The organism is Catonella morbi ATCC 51271 (assembly GCF_000160035.2).
Taxonomy (GTDB): Bacteria; Bacillota; Clostridia; order Lachnospirales; family Lachnospiraceae; genus Catonella; species Catonella morbi.
On sequence record NZ_KI535366.1, the window covers coordinates 774,601 to 800,125 of the forward strand.

General features: G+C 37.0%; 23 protein-coding genes. 6 read left to right on the plus strand and 17 right to left on the minus strand.

The window, feature by feature from the left end; translation table 11 throughout:
• The 3 genes from GCWU000282_RS03535 to GCWU000282_RS03545 form a co-directional block, all read right to left on the minus strand.
• Complete coding sequence (locus tag GCWU000282_RS03535; RefSeq protein WP_023353631.1) at positions 1 to 822, minus strand: carbohydrate ABC transporter permease; 822 nt, start codon at positions 820 to 822, stop codon at positions 1 to 3.
• A gap of 2 nt (positions 823 to 824) precedes the next feature.
• Positions 825 to 1,736, minus strand: coding sequence for a carbohydrate ABC transporter permease (locus GCWU000282_RS03540; protein ID WP_023353632.1), 912 nt, complete (start codon positions 1,734 to 1,736; stop codon positions 825 to 827).
• 74 nt (positions 1,737 to 1,810) lie between these two features.
• On the minus strand, positions 1,811 to 3,043 hold the full coding sequence (locus tag GCWU000282_RS03545; RefSeq protein WP_035039203.1) for an ABC transporter substrate-binding protein: 1,233 nt from the start codon (positions 3,041 to 3,043) through the stop codon (positions 1,811 to 1,813).
• 313 nt (positions 3,044 to 3,356) lie between these two features.
• On the opposite strand from GCWU000282_RS03545, the gene GCWU000282_RS03550 reads away from it, so the two are divergent.
• From GCWU000282_RS03550 to pgmB, 4 genes are read left to right on the plus strand one after another with little or no spacing between them, the layout of a single operon-like run.
• Positions 3,357 to 6,353: a glycoside hydrolase family 2 TIM barrel-domain containing protein gene (locus tag GCWU000282_RS03550; RefSeq protein WP_023353634.1), complete on the plus strand. Its 2,997-nt coding sequence runs from the start codon at positions 3,357 to 3,359 to the stop codon at positions 6,351 to 6,353.
• Positions 6,354 to 6,365: 12 nt separating this feature from the next.
• On the plus strand, positions 6,366 to 7,223 hold the full coding sequence (locus GCWU000282_RS03555; RefSeq protein ID WP_023353635.1) for a DMT family transporter: 858 nt from the start codon (positions 6,366 to 6,368) through the stop codon (positions 7,221 to 7,223).
• Between the two features lie 41 nt (positions 7,224 to 7,264).
• A complete protein-coding gene (locus GCWU000282_RS03560; protein ID WP_023353636.1) occupies positions 7,265 to 8,269 on the plus strand; it encodes a LacI family DNA-binding transcriptional regulator in 1,005 nt (334 codons plus the stop codon).
• Positions 8,266 to 8,943 (plus strand): beta-phosphoglucomutase, encoded by a 678-nt coding sequence (gene pgmB, locus GCWU000282_RS03565; protein WP_023353637.1) that lies wholly within the window; start codon positions 8,266 to 8,268, stop codon positions 8,941 to 8,943. Before GCWU000282_RS03560 ends, pgmB begins: the two co-directional genes overlap by 4 nt.
• Positions 8,944 to 9,095: 152 nt before the next feature.
• Here the strand turns inward: pgmB and GCWU000282_RS03570 are convergent, their stop codons facing one another.
• The 10 genes from GCWU000282_RS03570 to GCWU000282_RS03615 form a co-directional block, all read right to left on the minus strand.
• On the minus strand, positions 9,096 to 10,457 hold the full coding sequence (locus tag GCWU000282_RS03570) for an NCS2 family permease (RefSeq protein ID WP_035039207.1): 1,362 nt from the start codon (positions 10,455 to 10,457) through the stop codon (positions 9,096 to 9,098).
• Positions 10,458 to 10,655: 198 nt separating this feature from the next.
• On the minus strand, positions 10,656 to 11,297 hold the full coding sequence (locus tag GCWU000282_RS03575; protein ID WP_023353639.1) for an HAD hydrolase-like protein: 642 nt from the start codon (positions 11,295 to 11,297) through the stop codon (positions 10,656 to 10,658).
• The gene (locus GCWU000282_RS03580; protein WP_023353640.1) at positions 11,290 to 11,505 is read right to left on the minus strand and encodes a DUF896 domain-containing protein; all 216 of its coding nucleotides are present in this window, start codon (positions 11,503 to 11,505) and stop codon (positions 11,290 to 11,292) included. The genes GCWU000282_RS03575 and GCWU000282_RS03580 overlap by 8 nt, the downstream gene beginning before the upstream one ends.
• Complete coding sequence (gene mnmG, locus GCWU000282_RS03585) at positions 11,492 to 13,381, minus strand: tRNA uridine-5-carboxymethylaminomethyl(34) synthesis enzyme MnmG (protein WP_023353641.1); 1,890 nt, start codon at positions 13,379 to 13,381, stop codon at positions 11,492 to 11,494. Before mnmG ends, GCWU000282_RS03580 begins: the two co-directional genes overlap by 14 nt.
• 30 nt (positions 13,382 to 13,411) lie before the next feature.
• Positions 13,412 to 13,672, minus strand: coding sequence for a Txe/YoeB family addiction module toxin (locus tag GCWU000282_RS03590; RefSeq protein WP_023353642.1), 261 nt, complete (start codon positions 13,670 to 13,672; stop codon positions 13,412 to 13,414).
• Positions 13,672 to 13,926 carry a type II toxin-antitoxin system Phd/YefM family antitoxin gene (locus GCWU000282_RS03595; protein WP_023353643.1) on the minus strand — a complete coding sequence of 85 codons (255 nt, stop codon included), beginning with the start codon at positions 13,924 to 13,926 and terminating at the stop codon, positions 13,672 to 13,674. The genes GCWU000282_RS03590 and GCWU000282_RS03595 overlap by 1 nt, the downstream gene beginning before the upstream one ends.
• Before the next feature lie 188 nt (positions 13,927 to 14,114).
• On the minus strand, positions 14,115 to 14,936 hold the full coding sequence (locus tag GCWU000282_RS03600) for a CPBP family intramembrane glutamic endopeptidase (protein WP_023353644.1): 822 nt from the start codon (positions 14,934 to 14,936) through the stop codon (positions 14,115 to 14,117).
• A 14-nt stretch (positions 14,937 to 14,950) separates the two neighbouring features.
• On the minus strand, positions 14,951 to 15,856 hold the full coding sequence (locus GCWU000282_RS03605) for a TlpA family protein disulfide reductase (RefSeq protein ID WP_242828921.1): 906 nt from the start codon (positions 15,854 to 15,856) through the stop codon (positions 14,951 to 14,953).
• Between the two features lie 13 nt (positions 15,857 to 15,869).
• Positions 15,870 to 16,736, minus strand: a complete 867-nt coding sequence (locus tag GCWU000282_RS03610) for a 4Fe-4S binding protein (protein WP_084295332.1) — start codon at positions 16,734 to 16,736, stop codon at positions 15,870 to 15,872.
• Positions 16,737 to 16,833: 97 nt separating this feature from the next.
• Positions 16,834 to 16,950, minus strand: a complete 117-nt coding sequence (locus tag GCWU000282_RS03615) for a CD1871A family CXXC motif-containing protein (RefSeq protein WP_035039445.1) — start codon at positions 16,948 to 16,950, stop codon at positions 16,834 to 16,836.
• A 259-nt stretch (positions 16,951 to 17,209) separates the two neighbouring features.
• Between GCWU000282_RS03615 and GCWU000282_RS03620 the strand changes: the two genes are divergently transcribed.
• On the plus strand, positions 17,210 to 17,884 hold the full coding sequence (locus GCWU000282_RS03620) for a response regulator transcription factor (RefSeq protein WP_035039212.1): 675 nt from the start codon (positions 17,210 to 17,212) through the stop codon (positions 17,882 to 17,884).
• The gene (locus GCWU000282_RS03625) at positions 17,884 to 19,026 is read left to right on the plus strand and encodes a sensor histidine kinase (protein WP_023353649.1); all 1,143 of its coding nucleotides are present in this window, start codon (positions 17,884 to 17,886) and stop codon (positions 19,024 to 19,026) included. Before GCWU000282_RS03620 ends, GCWU000282_RS03625 begins: the two co-directional genes overlap by 1 nt.
• 106 nt (positions 19,027 to 19,132) lie before the next feature.
• Here the strand turns inward: GCWU000282_RS03625 and GCWU000282_RS03630 are convergent, their stop codons facing one another.
• From GCWU000282_RS03630 to GCWU000282_RS03645, 4 genes are all read right to left on the minus strand, one after another.
• Positions 19,133 to 21,268: a methyl-accepting chemotaxis protein gene (locus GCWU000282_RS03630; RefSeq protein ID WP_023353650.1), complete on the minus strand. Its 2,136-nt coding sequence runs from the start codon at positions 21,266 to 21,268 to the stop codon at positions 19,133 to 19,135.
• Positions 21,269 to 21,555: 287 nt separating this feature from the next.
• Positions 21,556 to 22,425 carry a sugar ABC transporter permease gene (locus tag GCWU000282_RS03635; protein WP_023353651.1) on the minus strand — a complete coding sequence of 290 codons (870 nt, stop codon included), beginning with the start codon at positions 22,423 to 22,425 and terminating at the stop codon, positions 21,556 to 21,558.
• Positions 22,425 to 23,771 carry a carbohydrate ABC transporter permease gene (locus GCWU000282_RS03640; protein WP_023353652.1) on the minus strand — a complete coding sequence of 449 codons (1,347 nt, stop codon included), beginning with the start codon at positions 23,769 to 23,771 and terminating at the stop codon, positions 22,425 to 22,427. Before GCWU000282_RS03640 ends, GCWU000282_RS03635 begins: the two co-directional genes overlap by 1 nt.
• A gap of 166 nt (positions 23,772 to 23,937) precedes the next feature.
• Positions 23,938 to 25,260 carry an extracellular solute-binding protein gene (locus tag GCWU000282_RS03645; RefSeq protein ID WP_023353653.1) on the minus strand — a complete coding sequence of 441 codons (1,323 nt, stop codon included), beginning with the start codon at positions 25,258 to 25,260 and terminating at the stop codon, positions 23,938 to 23,940.
• Positions 25,261 to 25,525 lie beyond the last annotated feature (265 nt).

Sequence of the window (25,525 nt, forward strand, 5' to 3'; positions counted from 1 at the left end):
TTATTTAATAGCTCCGCTTGTACTTTCAACAATATGTTTTCCTGCAAATATAAATGTCAACACCGGAGGTATTATCATAATTATGGTAATACATAACATAGGTATTATCTTTGTACTGTGTACACCTTTAAAAGCAGCAAGGCCAAGCGCAAGTGTGTACTTGCTTCTGTCTTGCAAAAAAATTAACGGACCCAAATAGTCATTCCATACACTTATCATATTCAATACCGCAACCAATATCAAAGAAGGTCTAAGAATAGGCATAAATACTTTTAAATAAATCTGAAAAGCATTAGCTCCATCTATTCTTGCGGCTTCCTCAAAATCTCGTGGAACACTTAACAAAAACTGCCTCATAAGAAAAATATAATATGCAGAGCCGAACCAAGCAGGTATTATAAGCGGTTTTAGTGTATTAATCCACCTGAACATATTAAATTCCATATACTGCGGAATCATTGTAACATCCCATGGAATCATCATTGTTGCCATTAATATCATAAAAAGAACATTCCTGCCTTTAAATTCAAATCTGGCAAATCCATAAGCAGTTAAAGAGCAGGAAATAAGCTGCCCTATAGTTGTCAGAACAGTTACCAGTATCGAATTCAACAGATATGTTCCAAAAGGCTGCGATTCCCAAGCTTTCTTAAAATTGTCAAAATGCCACTCTGACGGCAAAAATTTAGGAGGATAGGCTATTGCCTCCGATTCCGTCTTAAAAGCCGAAAAAATCATATATATAAAAGGAGCAATAAAATAAATTGCAAATAACCCTAAAATGATATAAATAATAACTTTAGTTTTTTTAGACAGCTGCATATCTAGTTCCCCCTTTTCCTTTTATATTTTGATGTTTCAGATTGATAGAACACCCAACTTGATGAAGATTTAAAAACCAGAATTGTCATAATCAATATAATTACAAACATAACCCAAGCATTTGCACTGGCATATCCCAACTTATGGTGCTTGAATGCATTGTTATATGTGTACAAACCATAAAAATATGTTGATTTAAGCGGACCTCCTCCGGTCAAAAGCATAACTAAAGTAACCTGCTGAAAAGAACTTATAATAGAGGTTATTAGGTTAAATAAAAGAGTCGGAGTAATCAATGGAAGCGTGACAGAAAAAAACTGTCTGGCAGAAGAAGCCCCGTCAAGGGAAGCCGCCTCATATAATGAAGACGAAATCCCCTTAATATCTGTATAAAAAATCAGCATCATTGCGCCAACTCCAAAGGCACTTGCTATGATAACCGCAAGAATTGCATAAGCAGGGTCTACTAACCACTTAGGCCCTTGTATTCCCAAAAGTGAAAGCAGATAATTAAGAATTCCATAATCACTGTTAAGTATCCAACTCCATATTATAGACACCGCTACACCCGATATTACAGACGGAATATAAAAAATTGTCCTGAATATCTTGGTTCCCTTTACAGGTTGAGCTATTAGCATAGCCAAAAATAATGCAATAGCCATATTAAGAGGAACAAAAATAGCCGCATATTTTAAACTTATCCCCAGAGACTTAATAAATTGCTTATCTTTAGTAAACATTTCTATATAATTACCTAATCCTACAAAATAGGGTTCTCTGGTGAGCGACCAGTTGCAAAGGCTCATAACAAAAGAAAACACTAACGGTCCAAGTGTAAACACTACAAGTCCTATTATCCAAGGAAGAATAAATAAATAGGGTGTAGCAGTTCTAATCCATTTTTTTCTCATACTTTTCCTTCCTTTATTATACAAAAGACAACCTGCACCCTATTATGGTATATAGGATGCAGTTGCAAATAATATTACTGTTTTACCGCTTGTTCAAGAGTTTCTTTCACATCTGCATAAGAACTTGGATTAAACATTTCTTCAAAGCTTAAAGAAAGGTTTTCAGAAACTTCTGACCAATTTTCCATAATAAAACTTGCAGGAGTATGCCCGGAACTCTGCTCCAACATTTTATAAAATGGCGCGTAAGTCTGATCTTCCATTATCTTTTCAGATTGTATAACTGTTTCAAGAACAGGAAGCTCAAGCCCTATTCTTGCTTTGTTTGCCTTTTCTCCGGTCCAAAACTTCATAAATTCCCAAGCAGCCTCTTTATTTTTGCTATCTTTTGACATTGCAACTCCTGAAGAACTCAAAATACTTACAGAAGATCCTGTGCCAAAACTTGGCAATTTTGTTATACCGTAATTCATCTTATCTTCATTTAAGGAATTTATAGACCAAGAGCCATATATATACATAGCTACCTGTCCTGCTCTAAACTCATCTGTTCCGTTTCCTTCTGTAACAGCGGCTATTTCTTCTTTTGCCATATCTTGAAACATTTTAAATACAGCTTCTGATTCCGGTGAATTTATTTTTCCGGACATCTTACCCTTATCATCACAATAAGCGGAATTATTACTCCAAAGATACATTTCAAAATCATAAGGATCAGGTTTCATCTGAAAAGCAAAACCTTTAGCTTCTGTTTTTTCTGTTATAGTTTTTGCAGCAGCCCTTAAATCATCCCAGGTATAATTCTCAGTCGGCAATGAAACGCCTGCTTTTTCAAATAAGTCTTTATTATAGAACAAGGCATGAGTAGTAAATCCTACAGGCATTCCATAGATTTTATTGCCTATGGAATTATAATCCCATAAAGCTGAGTAATAGTTTTTCTTAAAATCTTCTCCTTCTTTTTCAATGTAAGAATCAAGAGGTTCCAAACCGTTACTGTACGCCGGATAGTTCCACATATACATAACATCCGGAGCATCTTTTGAACCCATACCGGCACTTATCTTTGTGTCAAAATCCTTTCCATAAGCCTCAAGGACAACTTCGATATCATTATGCTGGCTGTTAAACTCGTCTACCAGCTTCTGCTGTACGTCAATATCTTCTGCAACATCCCAAGACGCAAATCTTATTTTTGTTTTCTCTGTCTTTTGACTTGAAACAGAAGCCTTGTTCTGACCACAAGCTGATAAAATTGCCATAGTGCAGAGAACTGCAACGCATTTTGTGACTAATTTACTTTTCATAAATACCTCCAATATTTTAGTAAAATCATTATACATTTTATTTAGTAAAAAGTAAATATGTATTTTGTATTTTTTATTATTTTATTATCATTTTAACTAAATATTGCTGCCTGTTTCCGCTTGATTTATTCATAATTATTTATATTCTTTATTTTTACTGTTAAAACTTAGAATCCTTTTTATATTATATTTCAAGCAAAATCATCTATTTTTTAATCCGATTCAATAAATTGGTAAATTTTTACTAAAATAAATTGACTAAATATTACTTATATGATAATCTCTATTTATTACAATAATCGGAGGTATAATAATGGAAAGGCAAAAAAAACGCTGGGAAGATGAAGAACTTATAATGATGGGACGTGAAGACGCAGTCTCTGATTTCAAGCATAGCAATGAGTACGGATGCAGCATAAATCTCAACGGGGAATGGAAATTTAAATTCTTAGAAGCTCCCGAATACTCCCCTATCCATTTTTTTGGTTCTGATTTTGACGATACCGACTGGGATGTAATATACGTTCCATCTTGTTGGCAGAGAAAGGGATACGGAAAGAATCATTACACTGATGTGTGGTATCTTTTTCCGATAAATCCACCTTTTGTACCCTCTGAAAATCCTACCGGCATATATAGACGAAACTTTAACATCAGCAGCGAACTTATTAATCAAAAAAATATCTTAAGATTTGATGGAGTAAGCAGCGCGTACGATATCTGGATTAACGGTGAACATGTAGGTTACAGCAAAGTAAGCAGACTGGGAAGTTCATTTGATATTTCCAAATATATTATACCCGGAGAAAATCAACTTACCGTAAGAGTTTATCAATGGTCGGACGGCACCTATTTAGAGTGTCAGGATATGTGGTGGTTGTCCGGTATTTTCAGAGACGTAACTTTAATTTCCATGCCAAATGACGGTATAAAAGATGTAATCGTTAAAGCAGACTACGATTCTCAGCAACATAAAGGGTTGTTGGACTTATCTGTACAAGTATATGAAAATAACGATGTCCAGGTATGTGCTGAAATAATAAATACGGATGGTAATGTGATTTTAAGCAAAACACTAAAAGCTGATAAAGATTATTATAAATTGCAGGCAGAAATGCCTGATATTAATCCATGGAGTGCAGAAAAACCAAATCTTTATAAACTATCGGTAACAGTTTTTAAAAATGATAAAGCAATAGACAGTACAGTAATAGACATCGGCTTTAGGAGGATTTCTGTTGAAAACGGTAAAATTCTCATAAACGGAACTTCCATTCTTTTCAACGGTGTAAATATGCATGATTTTTCACCACTGAACGGTTTGACTGTAGATAAAAATATTATCGAAGATGATATAAAACTCATGAAATGCCACAATATAAATGCAATCAGATGTGCACACTACCCTAAAGCCTCTTTCTTTTATTCACTATGTGATAAATACGGACTTTACGTAATAGATGAAGCTGATTTGGAAAACCATGGTTTTGAGTGGATTGAGCATTACAAATGGATAAATGAGGAAAAAAGCTGGGAAGGTGCATATGTTGACAGAGCCGAAAGAATGGTAAAGGAACATATAAATCATCCATCAATCATAATGTGGTCTCTGGGAAACGAATCATCTACAGGTGACAACCTAACCGCTGAAGCAGAAGCTATAAGAAAACTTGACAGTGCCCGCCTAATACACTATGAGGGAGATGCTAACGCAGACATAAGTGATGTTTATTCAACAATGTACACAAGGCTCGATGGGCTGCTTAAAATAGCCGAAGGAAATGATGCCCATGGAAAACCTCATATATTGTGCGAATACGGACATAGTATGGGTGTCGGCCCGGGAAATCTGGAGGAATATCAACACTTATTTACTACATATGAGCGTCTGCATGGCGGATTTATATGGGAGTGGTATGACCAGGGACTGCTAGAAAAAGATAAGAACGGCAACAACGTTTACCGTTACGGCGGTGATTACGGAGATACTCCAAATAACAGCAATTTCTGTTTGGACGGATTATTGGCACCCGATAGAAGTATTTCCACAGGACTCAAAAATTATAAACAAATCATTTCTCCGTTTAAGGCTTATGCCAAAAATATTGAGTCTGGGGAAATTTGCGTGGTAAATAACAATTCCTTTGCGGATTCCTCAGATATAAGCCTGATTTATAAAATTTGGCAGGACGAACTCGTTATAGCTGAAGGAAAGATAACGGAATTAAATATAATGCCTCATTCACAGAAAAGTATTATTATACCGGATATTGCCAGTGCATATAAATCATCTGACAGTAATTCCGACTGCTATGCAGACCTGTCTTTTATATACAATAAGGATATGCCATATTGCGAAAAAGGCTACGAGATATCCTTTACTCAACTTCTTATTAAAAGCAGGAAAGAAGCCGAAAATATCTCTACTGATGAGATAAAAGGCAGTTCAGGCTGTGATATTATTAACTTACATACAACCTTAGAAATTAAATGCGCCGACTGCAACATTAAATTTAATAAAGTAACCGGCGATTTACTTGAAATAACAAAGAAAAATAATAAGATTTTAACATCCGGGCCTAAATTGAATATGATGAGGGCAGCTATTGATAATGATATGTATAAGGTAGCAGATTGGTACGGAAAATATTTTATACATAAACAGCAGGAACAATTGGAGCATTTCGAGTTTATTGAGTGCAATAATTTTATTAAAGTAGTTGTTAAAAAATATTTTTCACCGTTAAGTATGGCTTTCGGTTTCAAGGCGAAATACGAATATTTTATTTTTGCAGACGGAAAAGTAAATATGAATCTTGAACTAAAAGGCTTTAGGCGCACAAGTTTTGCACCTGAATTCATTCCGAGAATAGGAATTGAACTTAAACTTCCTAATGATTTTAACAAGGTTAAATGGTGGGGATTAGGTCCTGACGAAAACTATCCTGATATGAAATCACATGCAAAGCAGGGTGTGTATTTAAAATCCATAGATGACATGAGCACTGCCTATATTAAACCGCAGGAAAACGGTCATAGGGAAGAAACCAATCGCATAGAACTTAAAAGCAATAAAGGCAAGCTGATAATAAACTCAAAAAGTCCTATAGGTTTTGATGTTCACAACTATACAATAGAAGCTTTGGAAAAAGCTAAACACTGGGAAGAGCTTGAGTTATGTGACGAATTAATCCTGCATATAGATGCCAAGCATTCAGGACTTGGTTCAAATTCCTGTGGTGAAGAGCAGACATATAAAAATAAAGTAAGGTTTAATGACTATAGGCTTAACTTAACATTTGAATTTTAAAAAGGTAGACAGATGAAAAAAATATTAGGAATAATCGGACTTATAATTGTTACAATTATCTGGGGAGGCGGTTTTGTAGCAAGTGATATAGCCTTAAAAGAATTAAGTCCATTTACAATAATGTTCTTCAGATTTTTGATTGCAGCTGTTTTAATGGGACTTCTGGCAAATAAAAAAATCACAACCATCACCAAAGACGAACTATTGTGTGGTTTTGTTTTAGGCACAGCATTATTTGCCGGATTTGCACTGCAGATTGTGGGATTAAAATATACAACACCTTCAAAGAATGCATTTCTCACTGCTACAAATGTAATCTTAGTTCCAATCATAGCCTACTTCATAGGCAGAAAAAAATTGGATAAAAAAAGCATTGTAGGCTCTATTATGGCTTTAGTCGGTGTCGGTATCCTATCTTTACAAAGTGATTTTTCTGTAGGAATAGGCGACCTGTTAACACTTTTGGGAGCAGTAGGGTTCGCATTTCAAATATATCTTACAGGAGTATTTGCAGAAAGAATACGACCATCAATATTAAACTTTTTACAGATGCTTACAGCTTTTATCCTATCCTTTTTGGGACTTTTATTTAGCGGAGGTATTATTTTAGATGTTTCAAGACAGGGAATTTATGCTATAATCTATCTGGGAGCAATCAGCACAACTTTGTGTTATTTTCTTCAAACGACGTCTCAACAATATGTAGACGAAACTAAAGCTGCAATAATATTGTCAATGGAATCCGTATTTGGTACATTGTTTTCAGTACTTATTTTAAGCGAAAAAATTACTCCCCGAATGATAATAGGCGGAATTATGATATTATCCGCAGTCTTAATATCTGAACTTAAATTCAAAAAAAGAACTTAAGACAAAAATAAATAGAGATAAGTATATATGGAGGCACCTGTATGGTAACAATTAAGGATATAGCAGACAAAGCCCGAGTTTCTCAGACTACCGTTTCGAGAATATTAAACCATGATGAGTCGTTAAATGTTAAGGAAACCACAAGAAAACGTGTGTTTGAAGTCGCTGAAGAATTAGAGTATGAGCATAAATCTCCTAAAAAAAACATAAGAAAGATTAAGATAGGCACCTTTTACTCGTATTCTCCCGAAGAGGAACTTGAAGATCCTTATTACCTATGCATCAGATTAGCTATCGAAAAAAAAATTAAAGAAGAAGGACATAAAAACACTGTCATAGCCTTGAATACTTCACTCGAAAAGATAAATTCTCTGGACGGCATAATTTGTACGGGAACTTTCAGCAAAAAGATGAAGGAGCTTATATACAGCTGGAATAAACCCACAATTTTTATAGATGTATATTCCGTAATCCCGCAAAGCGATACTATTACTGTAGACTATAAAAATGCAGTTAAAGAAATATTAGATGAATTTATTAAAAACGGCCACTCAAAGATAGGTTTTATAGGAGGAAGCCCCGACAATCCTGAGGATAATCCTGAAGAAGATTTTAGATATACAGAATTCTGCGATATCTTAAAAAAGATGGGCATATATGACGAAAGGTATATTAAAATCGGTCCATATAAAGCGAAGGCAGGAAGATTACTTTTAAAAGAATTATACGAAGAAAACAATCTGCCTACCGCTATATTCGCCGCAAATGACTCGGTTGCAACCGGAATATACCGTGCAGCATATGAGCTCGGTCTTAATATCCCTGAAGATATCAGTATAATAGGCTTTAATAATATTCCGGGAGCAAAGTATATGATTCCTCCATTAACAACTGTAAACGTTTATATGGAATTTATGGGGGAATATGCGGTAGAAGTACTTGAACACAGGATTAAAAATGAAAGAAAAATCGGTGTTAAAATATTAGTTCCTACAACGCTATGTATCAGAGATAGCGTGAAAAATATTACAGGAGAAAACTTATGATAAATAATAAAATATTAAAGGCTGTTATTTTCGACCTTGACGGCGTCGTAACAGATTCTGCAAAATATCATTATTTAGCCTGGAAAAGTTTAGCCGATGAATTGGGTATTCCTTTTGATGAAGAATATAACGAAAAATTAAAAGGTATATCCAGAATGGAAAGTCTTGAGTTAATTCTAAAAAACGGAAATTCTGAAACTAAATACTCTGCTTTTGAAAAAGAAAAACTTGCAGACAGAAAAAATGAGCATTATAAAGAGCTGATAAAGGAAATTAAGCCTTCAGATATACTTCCGGGTATCGAGAATTTTCTGAGCGAACTCAAATCTCATAACATAAAAACAGCTTTGGCTTCAGTAAGCAAGAACGCAAACTTTATAATAAAACAACTTCAGGCAGAAAAATATTTTGACTATATAGCGGATGCCGCATCAGTTCCGAATACAAAACCATTCCCGGATATTTTCCTTGTTTGCGCAAAAAACTTAGGAATCCAACCCGGTGAATGTATCGGAATCGAAGATGCAAAAAGCGGTATTGAAGCCATACACAGGGCTGGAATGCTTGCAGTAGGAGTTGGCACACTCTCTGAGATGGCAGAAGCAGATTTAATTCTTTCAACAAAAGAACTTAACTTAAACCATATTCTGAATAAATTTGACATAAAACTATAAAATCTTCGTAATCATATAATTAGTGGGGCTGCCGCATCAAAGAAAAACAATACAAAATACAGTAAACTTATTTTTAACTAATCACAATATTTTGTATATCTTCTTTAGTGCGGCAACCCCGCATTATAATACTAATTATCCAATAAGTTTATTTACAACAATACATACTTAGCTATAAATAACACTGCAAGTACATACATAAGTGGTGTAATCTTCTTTCCTCTTCCACCTACAAGATTAAGTACTACATAAGAAATAACACCAAAAGCAATACCTTCTGAGATAGAATACATAAAAGGCATTGCAAAGATACAGATATAAGCCGGAACCGCTTCTAAAAGATCAGAATTCCAGTCAATCTTGGTTACCTGCTGGAGCATAAGGAAACCTACCACTATAAGAGCAGGTGCTGTTGCAAATGCAGGAATTGCAAGGAAAACAGGTGAAAAGAAAAGTGCCACAAGGAAGAGAAGTCCTGATACTATGGAAGTAAATCCGGTTCTTCCGCCTTCTGAAATACCTGATGAAGATTCTACAAATGTAGTAATAGTAGAAGTACCAAGTACCGCACCGACTATAGTACCTACCGAATCAGCAAGCAAGGCTCCCTTTATACCCTTAAGTTCACCCTTTTCATCAAGCATATTTGCCTTAGATGCACAACCGATAAGTGTTCCGAGTGTATCGAACACATCAACGAAAAGGAAAGCAAACATAACTACAAAAAAATCCGCTGTCTTTATAAAGGAAAAATCAAGCTGTCCAAATGTAGGTGCAAGTGAAGCAGGCATATCAAATATTTGAGTCGGAAAAAGACTGTAATATCCTGCATCAGGATTAGGTACATAAATACCTGCTGCCTGAAGAATCATGCCCACTACCCAAAGCGCTACCATTCCGATAAGTATAGAACCTTTTACATTCTTAAATAAAAGGTATGTCATAAGCAGAATTCCACAGAAAGCAAGAATAACTGAAATTCCCGCTGAATTAAAGGTTCCGTTCTCTATTGAACCCTTGAAGGAAAAAAGAGTTACAAGAGTTGCACCGTCAACTACTATTTTAGAGTTCTGAAGTCCGATAAAACATATAAATAAACCAATACCAACCGATACCGCCACCTTAAGTGTATTAGGTATTGCATTGAATATAGCTTCACGTACATTCGTAACCGAAAGTACTATAAACACCAAGCCTTCTACAAATACTGCCGTTAACGCCTGCTGCCAGGTATAACCCATACCTAGTACTACGGAAAATGCAAAATATGCATTTAATCCCATTCCTGCCGAAAGAACGAAAGGAAGATTGGCAAACAATGCCATACAGAATGACGCAAGTGCCGATGCAAGTGCCGTAGCTGTAAATACAGCCCTCTGATCCATTCCTGTCTGCCCAAGTATGCTTGGGTTAACGGCAAGAATATATGCCATGGTCATAAAGGTTGTTATACCTGCCATAGTCTCAACCTTTACATTTGTACCTCTTTCTTTCATCTTAAAAAACTGTTCCATCATAGCCTCCTTGTTTTGTTAGATACGAATACGGACCGGTAGTTTGGCAATTAAAACAGACACCATATTCAAAAATAAGCCAGACTATAATATAGCATAATAAAAAGGGGTATTCTACCCCTTTTTATTATATCTTTTTCTAATAAGATTTATTCAAATCAATTCTTATTATAGTTTTGATACTATCAAAAAGATTTATTAAACCAGCCCCACAATATCTCCGCACTTTTCAGCTATATGGGTAGCTCCGTATTTTTCAAATTCTTCCCTGTTTCCATAGCCATACATTACCGCAATAGAATCTACTCCGTTTTTATTGGCAGCCACAATATCAAACTTCCTGTCACCTATCATAACCGCACTCTTCGGATCGGTTATTCCGTTCTTCTCAAAAGCCCGTTTAATCATTACATCCTTGTGTACTGTCTTTTCTTCATGTGTAGGTCCTGTAAGATTGACAAAATATTTATCAATTCCATGCTTTTCAATTATTTTCTCAGCTATAGGTGCAGGCTTTGAGGTAACCACCATAAGTGTATGACCTTTTCCTTTAAGCTTTTCAAGCATTTCTACAACACCTTCATACATCGGAGCAAGCAAGTATCCTGCCGACTCATAATGCTCCCTGTAAATCTCAATCGCTCTGTCAGCTTCCTCAGGATTCATTCCACACAAATCTCTAAATGAATCAAAAAGCGGAGGACCTATGAACTTCATAAATTCATTTTCAGGAAGCATATCCCTTCCCATTTTCCCCAGAGCATGTTTTGCCGAAGCAACAATTCCGTCTCCTGATTCAACAAGGGTTCCATCCAAATCAAACATTAAATATTTATACATTTTTTCTCCTCTTAAGCGGTATTTCATTACCATTTTCATCAACTACTTTTACATTTTCAAGCTGACTTCTTATATTACCTCTTATGGCGGCAACATAGTCGTCTCTTAGTTTCTTTTGTTCCGCCTTTTCTTCCACTGTCAGCCCTTCTGCCTTAGACTTGTGGTACAGCTCATTTATCCTTTTGATATCTGCCTCAGTTATTCCCATTTCTGCTCCTTAAAAATTGTTCTATGTATACCAGTAAGACTGCTATATCCGAAGGGGATACCCCGGATATACGGCTTGCCTGGCCTACAGAAAGCGGCTGTATCTCAGAGAGTTTCTGTCTTGCCTCTTTTCTTATATTATCTATCTTTTCATAATCTATACCCTCAGGTATAAGCCTGTTTTCCATCTTCTTAAACTGTTCTACCTGCCTGTATTCACGCTCGATATAGCCTTCGTATTTAATATTGATATTTACCTGCTCACCTACAGCCGTAGAAAGCTTTGGTCTCTCATTATCAATAGCAGCCAAAAGCTCGTAATTAAGTTCCGGACGTTTTACAAGGTCAGCCAGGGTTACTGCTCCAAGCAGGGCTGCACTTCCGTTTTCGGTAAGAAAATCATTTACTTCCTTTTTCCCGCCAATCGTCTTTGACTTCAGACGTTTTATTTCAGTCTCTATATCAGTTTCTTTTTTAAGCAAAGCCTCATATCTTTCTTTTGAAATAAGTCCTATCTCATAGCCTATTTTTGTAAGCCTCAGGTCAGCATTATCCTGCCTTAAAAGCAATCTGTACTCTGCTCTTGAAGTCATCATCCTGTAAGGCTCTTTTGTATGCTTTGTCACCAAATCATCTATAAGTACGCCTATGTACGCATCGGAGCGTTTGAGTATAAGCGGTTCTTTCTTATCAATAAGCCTTACTGCATTTATTCCTGCTATAAGTCCCTGTGCCGCCGCCTCTTCATAACCTGAACTTCCATTAAACTGTCCTGCCGCAAAAAGTCCGGAAGCCACCTTAAATTCAAGACTTTCTTTAAGTGTGGTAGCATCAATGCAGTCATACTCTATCGCATAAGCATTTCTTACTATATGTACATTTTCAAGTCCCGGAATAGTCCTATACATTGCTACCTGTACATCTTCCGGCATGGAAGAACTCATTCCGTCCACGTACATTTCATTGGTGTATTCTCCCTCAGGCTCTACAAATATCTGGTGTCTGTCCTTATCGGCAAACCTCATTACCTTATCCTCTATAGACGGACAATATCTTGGCCCTACACCTTCTATAATTCCGCCATAAAGCGGTGAACGGTCAATATTTTCCCTTATTATCCTATGGGTTTCCTCATTGGTATAAGTAAGGTAGCATGGAATCTGCTCTCTTCCTATATCTTTATCTTCATTTAAAAATGAAAATGGAACTACTTTTTCATCTCCATTTTGTACTTCCATCTTAGAGAAATCTATTGTCCTTTTGTCCACACGAGCCGGCGTTCCTGTCTTAAACCTTCTCAGGTCAATTCCGATATTAAGGAGAGAATCTGTTAAATGGATAGAGGCAGACAGTCCGTTAGGACCGGTGTATTCACTTACATCACCGTAAATACAGCGAGCTTTAAGGTAAGTTCCTGTGCAGAGAATAACAGCCTTTGCAGTATAAACTGCACCTGAATATGTCTTAACCCCTGCAACCTTACCGCCTTCTACTAATATTTCTGCAACTTCCGCCTGCTTAATAGTAAGGTTATCTGTATTTTCAAGTACCTTACGCATTTCTAAGGAATAGGTGTGTTTATCCGCCTGTGCTCTAAGGCTGTGTACGGCAGGACCTTTTGACTTATTTAACATTTTTGACTGAATATAGGTCTTGTCTATGTTCCTTCCCATTTCCCCGCCAAGCGCATCTATTTCTTTTACAAGATGTCCTTTGGATGTTCCTCCTATGTTGGGATTGCAGGGCATAAGCGCTATGCTGTCCACGCTTACGGTAAATATAAGCACCCTCTTGCCTAATCTTGCTGCGGCAAGTGCTGCCTCACAGCCTGCATGCCCTGCACCTACTACTATTACTTCAAAATCTTCACAAATCATATTTTCCTCAAATCTAAAATATTTATATACCTATTCCTCATAATGGTATTTACATGTATATATAATTAAGTTATTATTACTGTCCAAATTATATACAAGCCTATGTTCGTCCGTTATCCTTCTGCTGCATACTTTTCTGTACTTAAGAATTTCAGGTTTACCAATTCCTCGCAAAATTCCTTCCCTATCAATGCTCTTTATCAGTTCATTAATTCGTTTCACAATCTTTTTGTCTTCTTTTTGCCACTCTAAATAATGTTGCCATGCCGTTGGTGTGAATACAATATTCATTATTCATATTCTCCCAACTCATCCATGGATTTTAAAACAAATTTACCAGACTCAGCCTCTGACATTGACTTGTCTAACATAGTCAGATATTCGGTATTTCTCTTAGCTTTCATTATATCATTATATTGTGCTTCTGACATCATTACAACATTCTGATTTTTTGGTCTTGAAACAATTAAAGTTTCCCCGGCAAAAACCTTATCACAAAATGATTTGAAATTCTCCCTTACATCCATACTTTTTACTGCTAACATCAGCAACACCTCATTTCATTATAAAAAACGTATTATTTTTCGTACTATTATTATACTCTATTATTATAATCATGTCAAAATATTAGTTTTATTATATAAAAGGACCAAGCCAAAGCTCCTGACTTTCATCAGATAACTCTTACTCAGTCCTTATTATTCTAATAAATTACTTCAAATATGAAAAAGTTTTAAGCATATACCGCTTTACAGGTGTCACTCTTAATCATCCTGTAAACTATGTAGCACATAGGAAGTATCATAGCCAGGGAAACTCCGTTTACTATAGTAACTCCTATTCCTTGCGGAACAAAGTCCTGTAACAATCCCATAAAATTATTTGCCATATGTAATATTATAGGGAAAAGTAAATTTCTTTTTTTCTCATAAACTATACCGGCTATAATTCCCATCACACTTGCATATACAATCGCAACCGGATTCCTATGATATGCACCAAAGATTACAGCTGAAATCAGTACCGATACCCACCACGCAGGAAACACTTTTCTAAGTGAGCCAAGTACAACTCCCCTGAATATAACTTCCTCTACAATCGGAGCTGCAATTACTGCACTTAGGAGTACTCCATGTAAGCTTCCACCGCCAATCATAGAATTTCCGTCCCTCATTGCAGCAATCTGTGCCTGAAACTCAGGTATCTTTCCTGCAATAGTAATCCAAATAAATGAAATGCCTGAAACTCCGATACCTGCTGCAAAGCTAAATCCTCCATCTTTAAGGTTCAGCTTTGTTCTCACTTCATCTTCATCCTTTTTTACAAACAGTTCATATACTACAAAGAATATAATCAGCAGTATAAGGGATATAAGAATTTCCGCAAGATACATAAATTCAATAAACTGTATCATAGGTACTTTCAAAACTCCTAAAACCAAGTCTAGTACCCACTTGTTTAAAGCTATTGACAGGTAATAGTATGCTGTGATTGACACCATCGGTAATACTATAAACCAAATTTTATACCACAAACTTCCTTTATTTTTAGCCATGTTTTGCCTCTGAATTATTTCTTCTTTAACTCTGCGATTTTCTTCTCAATTTCATCAATTTTTGCAAGACCTTCAGTGATGGTTTTAATCTCATCCTCTGTGAAATCAGCCTTTGAAGCCTCTAACTGCTCCTTTAAGAATTCTGCATAAGGTTTTTCAGCATTTGCCTCTGCCTGATCTTTCTTAACTTTGGCAAATAACTTATTCCAGGTATCCTGATTCTCTGCAAAAATCTTATTTTCTTCCTCGTAAAGCGGAGCTGTAGGATCAGCTGATGCTGCTGAATCGTCTGAAGTAACTTTAGATGTTACACCATTTCCGGCCTTTATTTCCTCGATTACCTTAAGAATTTCTGCCTGCTTCTTCTCATCCTCAATAGCGCCTACAATTGGATCTCCGACTATATTGCCATTTTTATCAACTATAACAGTTGTAGGGAAGCTGAATATCTTTCTGACATACTCATGGTCATTTGGAAGTATAAGGTTTCTATAGGTTACACCCTGCTTTGAAAGTATATCCTTTGCCTCAGCAAGTCCTTTTTCATCACTTGCTGTACCGGCATTTATACCTACAAGCTCCGCTCCCTGCTCTTTAAGCTTCTTGCTAAACTCTTCAAGAGCAGGCATCTCATTTACGCAGGCCGAGCAGCCATTGAACCAGAAATTAACAAGAGTTGCCTCATTTTTGCTGAATAAGCTTTCATCAACATCATTTCCGTCAAAATCCTTACCCTTAAATCCCGGGAACTTTTCACCGGCAGCCTTATTGCTGGCAGTCATACTACCTGTTGCAGCCTTACTTCCTGTAGCTGCACTTCCTGCATCCCCCTTGTTTCCGCAAGCTGTAATTGATGCTGCAAGCATTGCTGTTACCATAAATACAGGTAAAATTCTCTTAATTGTCATTTTTGTTTTCATTTTGTTTTTCTCCTTAGTTTTCATTTTTTGTTGTTTTATTCTTGTTAAGCTCACGAGCTTTTTCAAGCAGTTTCATTTTTTCAGGCCCCCAGTTCACACTGATTGCCTTTGTAGGACAGACCTTCACACACTCTCCGCAACGTATACATTCCATATGTGCATCATTTTTAGTAATATCCACATCCATCTTACAGGTTTTAGCACATTTTCCACAAGATACACACTTATTGAAATCTACATTATAATGAAGCAGAGATACTTTATTGAATAACGCATATAATGCACCCAGTGGGCAAATCCATTTACAAAACGGACGATAAACCAATATGCTAAGTATAATTACGGTAATCAATATGCAAAGTTTCCAAGTAAATAGTTTACCAAGTGTAGCCCTGATAGCCGGATTCGCAATAGAAAGCGGTATACCGCCTTCAAGTATTCCCTGCGGACAAATATATTTACAGAAATAAGGTGAAGCAAGCCCTGCTTTATTATTCAAAAATGTCGGCAGGATAATTACTGCAACCAATAGGATTATATACTTCAAATAAGTTAGAAATTTAAGCTTCTTGGTACTAAATTTCTTAGTAGGAATCTTATGAAGCATATCCTGGAACCATCCAAACGGACAGAGGAAGCCACAGATAAATCTTCCAAGCATTACACCAAAGAATATTATTATTCCTGTCACATAGTATGCAAGACTAAAATCCCTTGAACCAACCACCGCCTGGAAAGAACCTATCGGACAGGCTCCTGTTGCTCCGGGACAGGAATAACAGTTAAGTCCGGGTACACAAGCTATTTTACCTTTACCCTGATATAAGGTTCCCTTAAAAAAGTTTGGGAGATGGATATTGGTTAAAAGTGTTGCTATCATCTGAACCATAGTCCTGCTTTTAACAAAATCCTTAAATGAACCTTTTTTCTTCTTCTTATTTACTACCTTCTTTTCCACTGTATTCACCCTTTTCTTCTTATCCTATTCCTACGCACTCTAAACATAGGTTAATTGCTTTGGTAAGTACTGTTTTAGCTTCCCCCCGGTATGCTCCGTATCCTATGAATGCAATCGAGATGGCAAGCAGTACAATCTGCGCTGCAAGCTTCTTCTTACCGGATTTAAATGTAAAATTTCCCACTCCGTATCCCTCCTTGTTTTTATTGCTTGTCTTATTGACGAAACGAATTATAACATAAACGATGTAAAGTTTTTGTTAAGAAAAAAAATTTTTTAGAATAATTTGGATTAAATTTTACCTTCCGCTACTTAATGGAAATTTTACCTACTATATGATATTATGATACAGACAATAAATGTCCCGGATCAGGGGCTATTATAAAGGAGTAAAAATGAGAATATTAGTGGTTGAAGATGAACAGGAACTTTGTGAGTCTGTTGCAAAAGGCTTACGTCTTGACGGCTATGAGGTAGATACCTGCTTTGACGGTGAGGAAGCCTGGGAAATAATATCTGTAGAAAGCTATGACCTTATAATCTTAGACTTGAACCTACCAAAGCTTGACGGAATGGAAGTGCTTAAGAATATAAGGGCTGAGGATAATGAAACAAGTGTGCTTATTCTTTCTGCAAGAGGAGGATTGCAGGATAAAATAGACGGACTTGACAGCGGGGCCAACGATTATCTCTGCAAGCCGTTTCATTTTGAAGAACTTGAAGCCAGAGTACGCAGTCTTACAAGAAGACGAGTAGTTCAAAACAACCTTGTGCTTGAGTGCGGTGAGCTTTCCCTCGATACAAAAGCCCGCACAGTAACGGCTAAGGGAGAAGAACTTTCACTCACCAGAAAAGAATTAGCCATTTTAGAGTATCTGATTCTGCACAGGGAACATCCTGTAAGCCAAGAAGAACTTATCAGCCATGTATGGGACGGAAGCGTAGACAGCTTCAGTAATTCAATTCGTGTACATATCTCAGCCCTTCGAAAGAAATTAAGAACAGCCCTCGGCTATGATCCGATTACAAATCGTGTCGGACAGGGCTATATGATAGGAGGAGAGGCATAATGAAAAAAGGACTCTCTCTGCGGTGGAAGCTTACATTGATGACTGCCTTCATGGTTATCATTGCCTGCCTGTCCATCAGTTACTTTATAAGTAATTCTGCATCTCTTTATATGAACGAAATAGGAGCATCGGCCATTGCCATACTTCCCGGCGGCAATTTTTCAGAAGGAGATACAGGAGACCTTGAAGTTCATCTTGATCCAAAAGCTATTCTTTCAGACATGGTTAAGAGTACACAGATTGAATTTTGGGCAAAAAGTCTGCTTATAACATTAATCATTACATTAATAGGAAGCTCCCTTATGTATTTTATAGTGGGCTATGCCCTACGCCCGCTCAGACGATTTACTAAGCAGATAGAGGATATACAGGCAAAAAATCTGCAGATGTCCGTACTTCCTCAAAGTAAGTCCGCAGAAATTGTAAGGCTTACTTCTGCATTTAACCGATTATTAAAGAGGCTTGGCGACACCTTCTTTGCTCAAAGGCAGTTTTCAGCCAGTGCGGCCCACGAGCTTAGAACTCCTCTTGCGGTTATGCGCACCAGATTTGAGGTATTTGATAAGAATAAAAATCCTGATATTTTAGAATACAAAGAAACCATAGGTATGGCAAGGACACAGATTGACCGTCTCTCCCATGTAATAGATATACTCCTTGAGATGACAGAACTGCAATCAGCAGAAAAAAGCGATAATATATCCCTTTCAGAACTGGTGGAAGAAGTAATCTGTGATCTGGTTGCAGTTAGCGAAAAGAAGTCGGTAAGTCTTATTCAGGAAACCGGAAATGCTGAAATTACAGGTAGTGATACCCTTGTGTATAGGGCTATATACAATCTTATAGAAAATGCTATCAAATACAACAAAGACGGAGGTACTGTTTCAGTTTCTATAGAAGAAAATGATGAATTTGCGAAAGTAATAGTCTCGGATACCGGTCCGGGCATAGCTAAAGAGGACTGGGATAAAATATTTGAACCGTTTTTCAGAGTTGATAAATCCCGAAGCCGCTCTATGGGAGGTGCCGGTCTTGGACTTGCCCTGGTAAAAGAAATTGCCATTCAGCATGACGGAGATGTAAAAGTAATTGAAAGCTCAGAAAACGGAACTAAAATAGAACTTTCTCTGCATAAAAACTGATTTGAAGGATCATTTCGCAAACATTTTTCTGCTAAATAAGAACAGCCCCGAATGATAAAATGTCCATTCTTTCGTAAGCATTTATCATTCAGAGCTGTTTTATTTATTACAATCTAAACTTAGCAACTTCTTCCTGAAGTTCTACAGCCACATGAGCAAGATTCTCGCTTGCACCTGAGATCTCTTCCATAGACTGTACCTGAGTAGCAACCGCTGCTGCTGCCTCTTCAGTAGTTGCCGCATTATCTGCAGCAACAGAGGAAAGATTTCCTATAGCTTTAACTATTGTGTCATTCTTCTCCTCAATTTCCTTTGATGATTTATTAAGATTCTTCACTATAGCCTGACTCTTCTCTATAGCCTCAGAAATCTGCGTAAACTTATCACCGGTCTCAGCCATTCTCTCATTCTGGGTATCCATAAGACCTGCTACACCATTCATAGTATTCACAGCCTTTTCCACATCAGTCTTAAGAATATCAATGTCTTTCCTTATATCTTCAGTAAATCCGGCAGACTGTTCCGCAAGTTTTCTTATTTCCTCAGCAACAACTGCGAATCCCTTACCTTGTTCGCCTGCACGAGCTGCCTCAATAGCTGCATTAAGTGCAAGCAGATTAGTCTGATCGGAAATAGACTGTATCATCTCACGAGCAGCAGATATTCTTTCGGCACTCTCATTTGTCTTAACTATAATTTCATGTACTTCCACTGCTGCCTTATTATTTAGTCCGGCTGCTTCTACAAGGTGTTTAAGGCTTTCATCCCCTTCATCCTTCTTATCTTTTATAAAATCCATAGAATCTGACAGCTCTGATAAAGTTGTCAGTATTTCACTGAGAAGCTGTCCTGATTCTTCCGCACTCACAACTGCGCTCTGCGCATCCTGAGCCTGTGAAGTTGCACCCTCGGCAATACTGTTTACCGCATTCCCTACTTCACCGGCCATATCGGAGGTAGACTGGGCTGTAGCTGTAAGTTCCTCAGCTGTGGCAGCAGTATTCTGGGCGTTTGTATTAATACTTTGAACTATGGCAACAAGATTATCTACCATTTTATTTAAGGATCTTATTATATTGCCAATCTCGCCCTTTTCAGAGGTAAATTTTTCGCACTCTTTTCTTTCATCAGCAAGTTCAAGATCATAATCAGACATCTTAACTATTATTTTTTCTACAAGAGCCAATGGAGTGACTACCTTTTTAATAAGCAGGATAAATACCAATGCTCCTATGAGTATGGTAGTAAACAGGCTTATTACTATATTGATTATCATATTTCTGTTTGCATCCCTATTTGCATAGCTGACTGCAGTAACAGACGCAAATGCCCACTTTGTAGATGTTCCGATAGTATTTACAGGAACAAGAACTACCTTGGTATTTTTCCCTGTTGAAATATCATTAACTTTGAAAATACTTTCCTGAGAGCTTTGCGCTGTACTGAGATACTGTGAAATATCTGCCATTCCTTCACTGACATTTTTCATCATTAACTCTTTATTAGCAGAATCAGCAACAAGCAGGCCCTTATCTGTAACAAGTATTTTATAATCTTCTGAATTATTTCCTTCAAGCCCCTCAAGCTCACTTTGTATATCATCAAGTGCAACATCTATAATAACAACTCCCACTGTCTTACCCTCATTCATCACAGGGTAGGCGAAAGTAGTTGCAAGCTGATTAGTTACAGAATCATGATAAGGCTCAAGAAAAATAGTTTTCCCTTCCGCTAAAGTTCTGTTATACCACTCTTTATTTGTATCATTAACAAGATCCAGACTCATATTACCTTTATCACCATAAACATAGGCTGTAAATCTGCCCGGGTCCTTAAAAGAATCCTTTCCGTCAAAGGCATTTGGTTCAAAATAAACACCTATACCATAGAGATAGTTATTGGTCTTGTACATCTGCTTCATATTACCGATAACTGTATCTCTGCTTCTTCCGTAAGAAGTCTGGTTATCCATCATACTCTGTAATACAGCCTGCATATCGCAACCTGTCTGATAAGCAGCCGCAAATCGTACTTCAAGACTCTTTGCAAGTCTTCTTGTCTCCTCAAGTTTATTCTCTTCATTGCTTTTAGTTGTGGTTGTATAGCTGTATATAATATCTGATGTTGCCTTTATACCTAATATCAGCAATAAAAGTACAGAAATTATAATTCCAACCTTAAATCCTATACTGTGCATTAGTTTTGCCGAGCCGGTCTTTTTAACATCCTTGTTGATTTCCATTCCTACTCCTCCGTTTACAATTTGGTAAAATTTGTCAATTGTATTTCTTACAACTTTAAGCTATAACTTACAAGCTCCATTTTTAAGTTTACTACAAACGCAAATAAACTGCAATAACTAAAAACTTCAAAATTATATGTTTTAAACTACCTATTTTTGTGTACAAATTTTATTTTTTCTTTTTTTAAGTATCAACAAAATTATTTTGGTAAACAAAAACAGCCATGGTATATCATTTTAATAATACACCACAGCTGCTTATAACATGAATACGATCTTATTTAGTTTTAACCCTTTACAGCTCCACCCATTCCGTTTACATAGAACTTCTGTAAATAAAGGAAAAGAATGGCTATTGGTAAGGATATACAAACTGCTCCCGCAGAGAATCTTGTACTCCAGTCATTTACATATTCCTTGCTTATCATCTGCCAAAGACCTATAGATACTGTAAAATACTCCGCATTGGTCCTGCAAATAACCTTAGCGGCAATAAAGTCTACCCAAGGTGAAATAAAGGCTGTAAGTACTGTAAATACAATAACAGGCTTTGAAAGAGGAATGGTTATCTTAGTAAATACTTGCCACTTTGTCGCCCCATCTATCATAGCCGCTTCATCAAGAGCCTTGGGAACAGTATCAAAAAATCCCTTTGCAATATAGAAACCGAGTCCCGATCCGGCTGAATATACAAGAACGAGAGCGACTCTTATCATCGGTCCCTCTGAAAGACCAAGTGATTTTACTATATAGTACACAGCCACTATAGCCATAATTCCCGGAAAAAGTCCAAGAATCATAGCCATGTTCATAAACGGTTTCCTTAAGCTAAAGCGAAGTCTTGAAAGACAATAACTTACACAAAGCACAAATACAGTTGATACCAAACAGGAAAAAACTGCTATTATAAAGGTATTCATAAACATCTTAGGAAAATTAAGTATTGCTGTATCCTTAAAAAGTTTTATATAATTTTCAAAACTTAAGCTGTCAGGTATTATACCTATACTTTTCTTAGGTGTAAGGCTGTTAAGTACAACCCAAACTACAGGTAATACCCAGATTATTGAGAGTACCAGCAAAAATGCATGTATAAGTATGTTACTGATTATTTTACGTGCTTTATATGAAGATGACATTTTTACTTTATTATCCATTATTTGAACGCCTCCTCATTCTTATAAGATCCACTTCTGTGGTAGGTTACAAGTGCAACTACAGAAAGTATGATAAAGGTAATAATACCTATTACCGCACCCGTGTTGAAGTACTGCTTATCAACTGTCAGCTTATAAAGCCAGGTAATCAGAAGGTCAGTCTTTCCGGCAGTCTCTCCAACCGATGTAGGTGCTCCTCCCGAAAGCAGATAGATTACGTTGAAGTTGTTAATATTACCTGTAAACTGTGTAATGAGGTATGGTGTAGTTACAAAAAGCATATATGGAAGTGTTATCTTCCAAAATATAGTTACTGTATTAGCTCCGTCAACTCTTGCCGCCTCATAAAGATCTTCCGGTATATTCTGTAAAATACCGGTTACCTGTAAAAGTGTATACGGTATACCAATCCAGAGGTTTATTACTATTACGGTAATTCTTGCCCAGGTAGCTTCTTCAAAAAACGGAAGGTACTGTCCCTCTCCAAGTATACCGAGTGCCCTTAACATAAGGTTAAAATCACCCTGTGGCTGAAGCATGGTTCTCATTATCATCAGAGAAACGAACTGCGGTACCGCTATTGAAAGCACAAAGCAGAATCTCCAAAAGCTCTTACCTATAGTAGCCTTTCTATTAATGATAAGACCTAAAATCATACCAAGTATATAGTTAAGTGAGGTAGCAAATACTGCCCACACGACTGTCCAAATTAATACTCCCCAAAAGGATTTACCTACTTCACTTCCCAAGGTAAGTACATCCTTAAAGTTATCAAGTCCTACCCAGTTAAAGAGCACCAAATGGTCTCCTTTAACAGAATAACTGGTAAATGCCATACTTATCATATAAATAAGAGGCATTATTGTAAATAATACAATTCCGATAAACGGAGGTGTCATAAGAAGCTTGTGTAAATCCTTATTGAAAAGGTTCTTTACATCCTGCCCGAAACTTAAAGGCTTTTTGCCTGCCTTTTGTCTGAGCTCTGCTTCATAGGAACTCTTAACTGCCGCTACCAGTATAATTATAAAGAAAATAGTTATAACAATGGCAAAGATACCATAAAGGAGCATGAGCACAGTATTATCTCCTGCGGTATACTCATATATCCCCTTCTTTTCATTCCATACTTCCTCCTGCGGTTGACCGCCAAGAGTAATGAATCTTCCAAAATTATATATTCCCGCATTAATCAGATAATAAATATAGGCTGCCTCTATTCCTAAGAATATAAGTCCTTTTATTATCTGTCCGCGCACTAAATTACCCAGTCCGAGTATAATAACGGATAACTTGGTAAATATATCACCTTTTGCTAATGCCTTAAAGAATTTTACATCTTCCATGTTTTATTCCCCACACATCTAATATTATCGTGTAAACAGTTTTCGACTTCCTCATATTATCCTATTATAAATGCGTGCCCAGATTTCGAACACGCATCTATAAATATATCCGGCCACAGACTGTAAACTCATTATCTACAGTCTGTAAACCGATATTAAAACTTATTTATTTAGTATTAAATGCTGCATTGAGATCTTCTGTCTTCTTTGCTGCATTCTCAGCATTAACCTCTCCTGAGAGAATAGCCTTACCCATATTCTCGGCATTTGTCCAATAATTAGACATACCTGCTACGAATGGCTGCATAATAGAAGTATTGGCAACTGTGTTACCCTGTGCAACAGCAACCGCATCTGCACTGATTTCAGGATCTGTAAGAAGCGAATTATCTGTAGGAATAGTTTTTCTTGTCTTATAGTGCTCTTTCTGAGCCTCTGTGCTTCCAAGGAAAGATGCAAGAGCAACTGCTACCTGAGGGTTCTTTGTATTAGGGTTTACACCGATAGCCTTAGAGCCTGCAAAACTTCTGAGCTGTACATCTTTTCCGTCAATCTTAGCTGTAGGAAGCTGTGCCACACCAACATTCTCAGCACCGAGAGCATCAACTACATTGTTGTAGTCCCATGCACCTGAAAATATAGCATTTACTTTTCCGCTCTTAAGTCCCTTCATACCTGAACCGTCTGCATCATTAGAGAAGTTCTTATTCTTTACAAGTTCTACAAGGTACTTAGTAACCGCCGTAGCCTTATCACCGCTGTAGTCAATACCTGCAGCCGCATCATTGTTGCCGCCGAAAAGTGTACAACCGTTTGCCGCATAGAATGCTACATTATACCAGCTGTTGCTGAGTGGGAAAGAAACCTTGCCCTTCTCAAGCATAGTCTCAAGACTCTTTATATCATCCTCTTTAAATACTCTCTTATCATAATACATAAACCAGGTATTAGCTGTAAAAGGAACTGCATAAACACCGCCCTCATAAGTAACGGTATTTACTATAACTTCCGAGTTCTGAGCCTTAACAGCATCAAGTGCGCTTCCACCAAGCTTTGAAATAGCCTTAGCTGCTACAAGATCACCGATATTATCGTTTGCAAGCAAATATACATCCGCTGCAGCACTAGGATCCTGAGTAACGTTAGTTCTTGCCTCACCCTCAGGGCAAACACCATACTTGAATGTAAGCTTCCAGTTAGGATGAGCCTCTGCAAACTTGTCACACATAGTACCAAGCCAGTTACCGCTCTCTTTAGCCTGATCTTCCTGTGGACCCCATACTGTAATTGTAGCCTCAAGAGCTTCATCTGCCGTAGAAGCTTTGCTTCCTGTACTTGCTGTTGAAGTTGCAGATGAAGCAGGAGTTGTTGTACTTCCTGATTTTGCCGCACTGCTTGTCTTTGTATCAGCAGGCTTGCCACATCCTGCAAGAGATGCTGCCATAGCTGCTACAAGCATAAGTGATAAGAATTTTTTTGACTTTCTCATTTGATTTTCCTCCTTTAATCATAGGATGGCTTTAATCTTTGTTTCACCCCTTCTCATCCTTTTTGCCGCCACAATAAGAATAGCAGGGATATGTTCTGAGCAAAGCATCCTCTAACAAGTTTCGAAACTTTACGAAACTTTATTTTCGTCTTATGTTATCATTATTTTACAAAAATGTCAATATTTTTTTGTGCATTTAGTATATAAACCCTATATTTTTTTACTTAGTTTACATATTTCATTCATCATCTCAAACGGCAACGCT